This window comes from Cryobacterium sp. TMT2-10, from assembly GCF_004403075.1.
In the GTDB taxonomy this organism is placed as follows: Bacteria; Actinomycetota; Actinomycetes; order Actinomycetales; family Microbacteriaceae; genus Cryobacterium; species Cryobacterium shii.
The window spans coordinates 23805-31969 of the sequence record NZ_SOGW01000107.1 but is presented as its reverse complement, the minus strand read 5'-3'; the positions used below and the strand labels follow the sequence as shown (position 1 = coordinate 31969).

The window sequence follows — 8165 nt, the reverse complement described above, 5'->3', positions numbered from 1 at the left end:
GCCCGCGGCGCCTGACCTGCCTGCCCAGTCCGCCGCGCCTGACCTGGCCGTGTCCGCGGCGCCTGCCCGCCCTGCCCGCCTGACCTGCCTGCCCAGTCCGCCGCGCCTGACCTGGCCGCGTCCGCCGCGCCTGACGTTGCTTACCGGTCTGCCCGCTCGCTTCTACCCCCGCCTCGCCCTCGACCTGGTTAGCACCACCACCAGCAGCACCCGAGGCCACGGTGGCTAATTCAGGAGATCCGCGCGGAATCGCAGGTTCCGCCGCACTGCTTCGGCGCCGAGGTCCGGCGGCCGGCCGACTTCTCCTGAATTAGCCACACTCGGCGTCGGTCATTGGGCCTCCGGGCATCGCGGCACCGCGGCACCGCGGCATCGGGGCGCCGCGGCACCTGGGCACATACGCACCTGGGCACTTACGCACCTGGGCACCTACGCACCTGGTAGGCCTCGCCCGATCGCCCGACGGGATATCAGTGGCGAACGAGGGACGAGGGACGAGAGACGAGGAACGAGGAACGCGGGGTGGGGGACGAGGTGTGTGGACCGCGCGGCCTGAGCATAACTCCTGCAGATTCTCAGAGGGGGCCGGGGCGCCGCCCAGTGAATTCGGGCTGCAGCGCACCCCGGCCGAGCAGATTGCAGGAGTTATGCACGGGAGCCCGGCCTGCCTGCAGCTGTGGTTGCGGCTGTAGCTGACGGTGGTGGTGGTGGTGGTGGTGGTGGTGCGGGCGCCGGCGAGGCCGCCTCGCGGGCGGCTCCTCGGGGCGTCGGGGTAACCTCGACCCGTGAATCCGTTTCCGTACACGCGACTTGCCGCGGTCCCGCTGGCGCCGCTGCTTGTGACCCAGGCACGGGCGCTTCGGCGCGACACCCCGCGGCTACCCGACGCAGCCCTGCCCTGGACCGGGTCCCGCCCCGGCCCCGACCCGCTGCGGATTCTGGTGCTCGGTGACTCGACCGCGGCCGGGGTCGGCGCCCTCACCCAGGACGAGGCGCTTCCGGGCTGGATCGCGCACGAGGTCGCCGTGCGCTGGGGCCGCGGAGCCAGCTGGCGTGCGATCGGGGAGAACGGAGCGACGGCCAAGGACGTGCGCGAGCGGTTCGTGGCGGAGGCGGCAGCGGTTCCCTTCGACCTGGCGCTGCTCACGATCGGCGCGAACGACGCGCTCGGCCTGCGGTCCCGCTCCGCGTTCACCCGCGACGTGCGGTCGATCGTGCGCACCCTGCGCGCGGCGGCCCCGCACGCGGATGTTCTCGTCTCGCTGATGCCGCGGTTCGACCGGTTCGACCTGCTGCCCGAACCGCTGCGCGCCACTCTCGCCCGGCACGCGGCCAGCCTGGACACCGGCGCCCGCCTCGCGGTGCAGGGCCTCGACCGGGTCGTGGCGATCCCGACGCCGCCGCCCTATGTCGACGGGTTCTTCGCGAGCGACGGCTTCCACCCGAGTGCGCTCGGCTACCGGCTCTGGGCGGAATTCGTGTTCGATTCGGCGCCGGGCCTCGACCTCGGCCACTGACCGGCGCGCCCGGTTTCATACTGGGACCATGCCCCTGCTCCGCACTCTCGACGAGATCATCGCCGTCGTCACGACCGCCACGGCTATCACGACCGCCACGGCTGTCACGGCCCCCACGGATGCCGGCCCGCGCCCGCATTCCCCGGCCGCAGCATCCCGCGCCGACGGCCCTGCGCGCACGATCATCGGCATCACCGGTTCCCCCGGGGCCGGCAAGACGACGATCGCCGAGGCCCTCGTCGCGCGGCTCAACACGCCGGTGTCGCGCGCGCAACTGGTCTCGATGGACGGCTTCCACCTGCCGCAGGCCCGGCTGGTCGAGCTCGGCCGCCGCGACCGCATGGGCGCGCCGGACACCCTCGACGTCGACGGCTTCGTGCACCTGCTGCGCCGGCTGCGGTCCACCGACGGCCCCGTCACGGCGCCCGGCTTCGACCGGGAGACCGAGGAGGCGACCCCCGGCACGGTTCAGATCGACCCCGACCGGCGCATCCTGGTGGTCGAGGGCAACTATCTGCTGCACGACCGGGCCGGCTGGAAGCGGGTAGCGCCGCTACTGAACCTGAGCCTGTTCGTGGGAGTGGACCGTTCGCTGCACCTGGCCCGGCTCGTCGCCCGGCACGAGCGCTACGGCAAGTCGGCGACGGATGCCCGCGCCTGGGCCCTCGGCCCCGACGAGGCCAACGCGCGCCTGATCGAGCTCACCCGGGCCCGCGCCGATCACGAGATCCGGCTCGGCTGAGGCCGGCTCGTCTGAGGCCGACCCCGGCACGCGTCACAACCGGTCGGCGCCGAGTGCAGTCGAGGCGGACAGGCTTCCCGGCACGGAGAGGCAGCCGCACCGCTCATGCGGCTGGTGCACGCGGCGCCGCAACAGACTGTTCTCCGCGTCGATCACCAGCGACGTGCCGGTCAGGACCGATCGGCCCGACGCCAGCCGGTCGTGCACGAGACCGGCGACGCGCGTGGACACATCGATGCTCTGACGCGGGGTCTCCGTCGGTGCCCGGCGGGTGAGCAGCTGGCAGGCGATGGCGGGCCAGGCCGGGTCCGCATCGATGTGGGCGAGCTCCAGGCAGGAGAGGCAGGCGCCGGTCCCGGGTTCGACCAGCGGCCCGATCCGCACCTGGCAGTCGCTGAACACCACGGGCAGATGCGGGATGTCCCGGCGCAGCCAGCGTCCGTGCCGGTCGGGTTCGAGCGCGAAGTGGGCCACCTCGACGGCCAGGGCCGCACCGTCGTTGTCTGCCCGCTCGGTCACCCGGAAGCCCAGATCCTCGAGTAGCCTCTTGATTCGCTCGGCGGTCGGGCCGTTCCCGCCCACGAAGACCGGGCCCGGAACAATCGCCGGGGGAGCCGGCTCCCGGGCCGGCGCGGACCCGGGAACAGACCCCGGCACGGATTCCCCTGCGATCTCGTCTGCCGGACGGCTCTCCCCCGTGACCAGCAGCACCGGGGCCAGGGCGTGGAGCAGCGCCAGGATGTCCTCGTCGGAGGCCCCGCCCTTCCGGCCGAGCATGAGCGCCCCCGAGTGGGGGATACCCACGAAGAGGGCGGAGATCACCCGTTCGAGTCCGTCGGCCACGGCGGAGAGCACGACGAGGGGCCGGTCGATTCCGACCTGGATGGTGTCGGGCGAGCGCCAGACGACGGGGTAGCGCGGGTCTAGTCGAAGTGTCATCCGGCGATGATGCTCCACTCCCGCAGCCGGCGCGCGAATCATCCACAGCCGGGTCCGCAGGCGCTCCGTGGGAGGCGCCTCCGAATCTCCCGAATCCCCGGCTCCCGGGCCGTAGAGGCACCTAGGCTGGCGGGATGAAGCCTCGTCGCATTCTCGTCACCGGCGCCACCGGATACATCGGTGGCCGTCTGGTTCCCATGCTGCTGGAATCCGGGTTCGAGGTGCGAGTTCTCGTGCGCTCGCCGCAGAAGCTCAAGGACGTGCCCTGGGCGGGGCAGGTGGAGGTGGTCGAGGGTGACCTCGGGGACCTGGACTCGATGCGGGCCGCGTGCGCCGGCAGCGACGTGCTCTACTACCTCGTGCACTCCATGGGCACGCGCGGCGATTTCGAGCGCACCGAGCGCACGGCGGCCCGGAATGTGGCGACCGCCGCCGCCGAGGCCGGCGTGTCCCGCATCATCTACCTCGGCGGGCTGCACCCCGACACCGCCGAGCTTTCCCAGCACCTGCGCTCGCGCGCCGAGGTCGGCCGTATTCTGCTGGAATCCGGTGTGCCCACGGCTGCGCTGCAGGCCGGCGTAGTGATCGGCTCCGGCTCGACCTCGTTCGAAATGATCCGCCACCTCACCGACGTGCTGCCGTATATGCCCGCACCGCAATGGGTGCGCAACAAGATCCAGCCGATCGCCGTGCGCGACGTCCTCTACTACCTCGTCTCCTCGGTGGACCTGCCGGCGGACGTCAACCGCACGTTCGACATCGGCGGCCCCGACGTTCTCCGCTACGGCCAGATGATGAACGGCTACGCCCTCGAGGCCGGCCTGCGCCAGCGCCCGATCGCCTCGCTCCCCGTCTTCACTCCGTGGCTGGCCTCGCAGTGGGTGAACCTGGTCACCCCCATCCCGCGCAGCCTGGCCGTGCCCATCATCGCGTCGCTGCAGAACGACTGCGTCGTCCACGAGCGCGACATCGATGAGTACATTCCGCGACCGAAGGATGGCCTCACTCCCTACCGCACGGCCGTTCGGCTTGCCCTCGGACGCATGCGCGACGGTGACGTCGAGACCAGCTGGCGCAACGCGTCGATCGAGGGCGCGTCCAGCAACCCGCTGCCGAGCGACCCGGACTGGGCCGGACACCTCGTCTACACCGACCTGCGAGAAAAGCACACCGACGCGAAGCCGGCCGACCTGTGGCGTGTGATCGAGAGCATCGGCGGCGACAACGGCTGGTATTCCTTCCCACTGGCCTGGGCGGTGCGCGGCTGGATGGACAAGATCGTCGGCGGCGTGGGCCTCCGCCGCGGCCGCCGCAACCCCGACCACCTGCACACCGGGGACGTGCTCGACTTCTGGCGGGTCGAACAAATCGACCGAGGCAGGTTTCTGCGCCTGCGGGCCGAGATGCGGGTTCCCGGTCGGGCGTGGCTGGAGATGACCGCCGAGCCGGCACCGGACGGCGGCTCGATCTACCGGCAGCGAGCGGTCTTCTTCCCGCGCGGCCTGGGCGGACGCCTGTACTGGTTCTCCGTTCTCCCGTTCCACGGCGTGGTGTTCAGCGGGATGGCCAACCGCATCACCGCTGCCGCGCTCGGGGAAGCGGCGCAAGCCGTCACGACCGACGCCGTCCAGACGGATGCCCGGAGCAGGGCGGACCCGGCATCCGTTGCCGCGCTGCCCGTCGAACCCTGATATCACCCGCAGGGGCTGGCCGCCTCGGCCCGGCGGATGCATGATGGAAGGGGTGCGAGGGAGGCAGCCATGTCGGGATCTGTGGTGTTCATGGGAGGCGCACTGACCGCGAGCGGCCAGTGGGCGGAGTGGCTCCCCGAGTATGAGGTGCGCAATTTCGGCGTCAGCGGGTACACCACCGACGAGGTCGTGGCCGGCGTCGACGCGGTCATCGAGCTTGAGCCGGATGCGGTCGTGGTCGGGGCGGGAACGAACGACTTGGGCTGGCGCCGGTCAGACGAGTACATCGTGCGCAACCTGGAGACGGTGATCTGCGCGCTGCGCAAGGGGTTGCCGGGCGCGCGCCTCCTGGTCGTCTCGGTCCCGCCGCGGGAACGCGACTTCGCAAACACCCTCCGCTCGATCAACCGCCATCTGCGCCAGTTCGTGCCGACTCAGCACGCGGCCTTCCTGGACCTCTGGCCCCGGCTGGCCCAGCCCGACGGGGAGATCGACGTCAGCTTCTCCGACGATCGCCTCCACCTCAACGCCGACGGCTACGCGGCCTGGGCCAGTGAACTGCAGGCGGCGCTCGAGGCGATCTTCGAACGGCCGCCGTCGAGCACGGCGATCCCGATCTCGCACGTGTGACGGTACCGGGTGGCAGCACCGGCGCGGACGGGCGTCACCTGTTGTTGTTGAGTTCGAACACCTTGAGCAGCTCCGCGATGGCCGTGTCCCGCTCCTCGCCGCCGGCTTCGAACATCTGCGTGACGTGGGTCTGCAGGTGGTTGTCGACGATGAGTTTGTTAAGCGAGCCCAGAGACTTCTGAATCGAGAGGGACTGGGTGAGGATGTCGATGCAGTACTCCTCGTTCTCGATCATCTTCTCGAGGCCGCGCATCTGTCCCTCCAGGATGCGGGCACGGTGCAGGGCACGCCGTTTGATGTCTTTGATCATGCGTTCAGAGTACCGTGATGGGGCATACCCCGGAGGGGTATGTTTGTGCCGTCGCGGATGCGGGGCCGCTGAGTAGAGTGGGCGCATGCGCCGATCGGTCCGTTTCCTGCTCATTGCCGCGCTCGGCGGCCTCACCCTGGGCGGCCTCGCCGCTCCGGCGGCTGCCGCGCCCGCCATCGTGGCCACCGACACCTCGGACTTCACGTTCGACTCGTGGCACGCCGATTTCCGGCTCGGGCTCACCGGCGACGGCCACTCCGCGCTGACCACCACCGAGACGATCGTCGCCCGCTTCCCGGAGTCCGACCAGAACCGGGGCATCCGCCGGGCCATCCCCACCCACTACGACGGGCATCCGACCGACCTGACCCTGGTCAGTGTGACCGACGAGAACGGGCGCCCGCGGGCGACCGAGACCGAGACCACCGACGTCGACGGTGACCAGTTCCTCGAGGTGACCATCGCGGCCGAGGACTACGTGCACGGCGCGAACACCTACGTGATCGAGTACCGGCAGGTCGACGTCACGCTTTTGCCGACGGATGCCGCGGCCCCGGAGTTCTACTGGAAGGCCAACGGCACCGGCTGGACGCAACCCTTCGGCGACGTTTCGGCGACCCTCACGGTGGCCCCGGACCTGGCACCCCGCTTGACCGGCCAGTCGGCGTGCTACCAGGGCGGCGTCGACTCCGGCGAGCCCTGCGCGGACCTGACCGAGACCAGCGTCGACGGCGCCACGGTGATCGACGCCTCCGCCGGCAGCCTCGGCCCCTACCAGGGGCTCACCGTGTCGGTCGCTTTCGAGCCCGGCACGTTCGTGCCCCGCGACCAGTCGTTCACGGCGAACCCGTTCCCCGGCATCGGCCTCGGCGCGCTGCTGCTCGGTCTGGTCCTGGCGGCGGTGGCGGCCGTCGCCCGGGCCACCCGGTGGCGTTCCGCGCCGGGGCGGCCCACCATCATCGCGGAGTACCTGCCGCCGAAGGGCGTGAACCTGCTTCAATGCGGCGACGTGGCCCGAGCGTCGGCGAAGGCGATTACGGCCCAGTTCCTCAGCTTCGCCGTGCGCGGGAATCTGCGGGTGCTCGAAGGAACGGGCAAGAAGCACTACCTGCTCGAGCTGCGGCACGCGCAGGGGCTCGACCCGGCCGAGAAAGCGGTGCTCCGGCTGCTGTTCCCGGGGCTGCACGAGGGCACGCGCCGGGACCTCAAATCGAAGGACACCGTGCTGGGCAAGGGCCTGACGAAGCAGCTCCAGGCCGTCAGACAGCAGGTGCTGACGGACGGGCTGCGGGAGAAGAAGGGCGGCCGGCTCCGCGGCTGGCTGCTCACCGGCGCCCTGTTGACCGGGGTCATCTGCGTCGCTGGCAGCATCGGTGGCCTCGTGACCGAGGTCGGCGGGGCCTGGCCGGCCGTGATCCTGATTTTCGGGGCGCTGGTCTCCATCGCGACCATCGCGCTCGCCGCCAGCGTGCGGCCGCTCACCCCGGCCGGCGCCGAACTCCGCGACTACCTGGCGGGCGTGCGGCTGTACATCGGCGTCGCCGAGACCGAACGGCTGCGGGTGCTGCAGAGCCCCGAGGGAGCGCTGCGGTCGCCCTACCGGCCGGATGCGGCATCCGTTCTCGGCCCGGACGTCGTCCGGGATGCCGCGCTCGACCCGGCCGATCCGCTGCAGGTGCTCAAGCTCTACGAGCGGCTGCTGCCCTTCGCGGTTCTCTTCGGCCAGGAGACCGCGTGGTCGCAGGTGCTCGGCGACTACTACGCCCGGAGCGGCTTGGAGCCGGACTGGTACGCTGGCTCCGCCCCGTTCAGTCCGGTCTGGTTCGCCGCCGGCCTGAACTCGTTCTCCAGCTCCACCTCGGCATCCTGGTCGGGGAGCGCCTCGAGTTCCTCCAGTTCCGGTTCGGGCGGGGGAGGCTCGGTCGGCGGGGGCGGCGGCGGTGGCGGAGGAGGAGGAGTCTGATGGGCACCCCGGTCGAACCCACATTCAGTCGTTCCGCGCTCGCGCCCGGCCTGCTCGGCGCCGTCATCCTGCTCGGCGGGCTGGCCCTGCTGGACTCGGAAAGCTACATCATCATCCGGTACGCGGTGAGCATCCTCGCGCTGATCATCTGCGTCTTCGCCGTCCAGTCGAAGGCGTACCTGTGGCTGATCGCGCTCGTGCCGATCGCCATGCTGTGGAACCCGATCGTCGTGATCGAGCTGCACGGCCAGGGCTGGGTGTCCGCCCAGTTCATCGCCGCCCTGGTCTTCATCATCGTCGGCGTCAGAACCAAGGTGCCGGTGCATCAGTAGGGACCCGCGGGCGTAGACTGGCCCCACGCCGCGAAAGCCCG

8 protein-coding genes are annotated in these 8165 nt (G+C 70.9%); 6 read left to right on the top strand and 2 right to left on the bottom strand.

The window, feature by feature from the left end:
* The first annotated feature begins 785 nt into the window (after nucleotides 1–785).
* Complete coding sequence (locus E3T37_RS13345) at nucleotides 786–1517, top strand: SGNH/GDSL hydrolase family protein (protein ID WP_134367578.1); 732 nt, start codon at nucleotides 786–788, stop codon at nucleotides 1515–1517.
* A 28-nt stretch (nucleotides 1518–1545) separates the two neighbouring features.
* The gene (locus tag E3T37_RS13340) at nucleotides 1546–2259 is read left to right on the top strand and encodes a nucleoside/nucleotide kinase family protein (RefSeq protein WP_134367577.1); all 714 of its coding nucleotides are present in this window, start codon (nucleotides 1546–1548) and stop codon (nucleotides 2257–2259) included.
* A gap of 33 nt (nucleotides 2260–2292) precedes the next feature.
* Here E3T37_RS13340 and E3T37_RS13335 read toward each other — a convergent pair whose 3' ends face one another.
* A complete protein-coding gene (locus tag E3T37_RS13335) occupies nucleotides 2293–3198 on the bottom strand; it encodes a hypothetical protein (protein ID WP_134367575.1) in 906 nt (301 codons plus the stop codon).
* A gap of 134 nt (nucleotides 3199–3332) precedes the next feature.
* Between E3T37_RS13335 and E3T37_RS13330 the strand changes: the two genes are divergently transcribed.
* Both E3T37_RS13330 and E3T37_RS13325 read left to right on the top strand, forming a co-directional pair.
* Complete coding sequence (locus tag E3T37_RS13330; RefSeq protein WP_134367573.1) at nucleotides 3333–4889, top strand: SDR family oxidoreductase; 1557 nt, start codon at nucleotides 3333–3335, stop codon at nucleotides 4887–4889.
* A 69-nt stretch (nucleotides 4890–4958) separates the two neighbouring features.
* Nucleotides 4959–5519, top strand: a complete 561-nt coding sequence (locus tag E3T37_RS13325; protein ID WP_241976008.1) for a GDSL-type esterase/lipase family protein — start codon at nucleotides 4959–4961, stop codon at nucleotides 5517–5519.
* A gap of 34 nt (nucleotides 5520–5553) precedes the next feature.
* On the opposite strand, the gene E3T37_RS13320 is transcribed toward E3T37_RS13325, so the two are convergent.
* A complete protein-coding gene (locus E3T37_RS13320) occupies nucleotides 5554–5829 on the bottom strand; it encodes a metal-sensitive transcriptional regulator (RefSeq protein WP_134367569.1) in 276 nt (91 codons plus the stop codon).
* An 85-nt stretch (nucleotides 5830–5914) separates the two neighbouring features.
* Between E3T37_RS13320 and E3T37_RS13315 the strand changes: the two genes are divergently transcribed.
* Nucleotides 5915–7792: a DUF2207 domain-containing protein gene (locus E3T37_RS13315; RefSeq protein WP_134367567.1), complete on the top strand. Its 1878-nt coding sequence runs from the start codon at nucleotides 5915–5917 to the stop codon at nucleotides 7790–7792.
* A complete protein-coding gene (locus tag E3T37_RS13310) occupies nucleotides 7792–8124 on the top strand; it encodes a DUF6804 family protein (RefSeq protein ID WP_134367565.1) in 333 nt (110 codons plus the stop codon). Before E3T37_RS13315 ends, E3T37_RS13310 begins: the two co-directional genes overlap by 1 nt.
* The last annotated feature ends 41 nt before the right edge of the window (nucleotides 8125–8165 follow it).

Bases quoted from the DNA above. Each gene is read 5' to 3' on its own strand.
- E3T37_RS13325 (WP_241976008.1), top strand. From the start codon at position 4,959: ATGTCGGGATCTGTGGTGTTCATGGGAGGCGCACTGACCGCGAGCGGC.
- E3T37_RS13315 (WP_134367567.1), top strand. From the start codon at position 5,915: ATGCGCCGATCGGTCCGTTTCCTGCTCATTGCCGCGCTCGGCGGCCTC.
- E3T37_RS13320 (WP_134367569.1), bottom strand. From the start codon at position 5,829: ATGATCAAAGACATCAAACGGCGTGCCCTGCACCGTGCCCGCATCCTG.
- E3T37_RS13340 (WP_134367577.1), top strand. From the start codon at position 1,546: ATGCCCCTGCTCCGCACTCTCGACGAGATCATCGCCGTCGTCACGACC.
- E3T37_RS13310 (WP_134367565.1), top strand. From the start codon at position 7,792: ATGGGCACCCCGGTCGAACCCACATTCAGTCGTTCCGCGCTCGCGCCC.
- E3T37_RS13330 (WP_134367573.1), top strand. From the start codon at position 3,333: ATGAAGCCTCGTCGCATTCTCGTCACCGGCGCCACCGGATACATCGGT.
- E3T37_RS13335 (WP_134367575.1), bottom strand. From the start codon at position 3,198: ATGACACTTCGACTAGACCCGCGCTACCCCGTCGTCTGGCGCTCGCCC.